The sequence below is a fragment of the Arsukibacterium sp. MJ3 genome, assembly GCF_000987765.1.
In the GTDB taxonomy this organism is placed as follows: Bacteria; Pseudomonadota; Gammaproteobacteria; order Enterobacterales; family Alteromonadaceae; genus Alishewanella.
The window spans coordinates 1-464 of sequence record NZ_LAHP01000172.1 but is presented as its reverse complement, the minus strand read 5'-3'; the positions used below and the strand labels follow the sequence as shown (position 1 = coordinate 464).

General features: G+C 41.8%; 1 protein-coding gene. It reads right to left on the bottom strand.

What is annotated here, in order from left to right:
- Nucleotides 1-450, bottom strand: a 450-nt coding sequence (gene bfr, locus VT06_RS17340; protein WP_046555584.1) for a bacterioferritin, incomplete at its 3' end; no start/stop codon positions are given.
- Between the last annotated feature and the right edge of the window lie 14 nt (nt 451-464).

The window sequence follows — 464 nt, the reverse complement described above, 5'->3', positions numbered from 1 at the left end:
CAAGTAATTTTCTTCACCAATGGTATCGATAATGCTGCATTGGGTATCTAGCCAATCTTGGTGGTGTTCTTGTTTGGCAAGTATTTCGCTGAGCATTTTTCGGCTCACAAAATCCTGTTCTTCTTCACACACACTGATGGCATCGCGGATATGGCGGATATCCTCACTAACCAACTTATCATCAAGCTTTAGCATTTCGTGCGGTTTTTCGCCAATATACAGTTTCCCAAGCTCTTGCAAGTTTGGTAAGCCATCGAGTAATAATATGCGTTCGATTACTTCATCGGCATACTTCATTTCCGCAATAGATGCTTTGTAAATATGCTGGTTGAGCTGTTCAAACCCCCAGTTTTTATACATTCGTGCATGCAAAAAGAATTGGTTTACGGCAGTGAGCTTGCGCGTTAACACTTTATTTAATGCGGTAAGTACCGTTACGTTGCCACGCATTGTAGAGCTCCTTT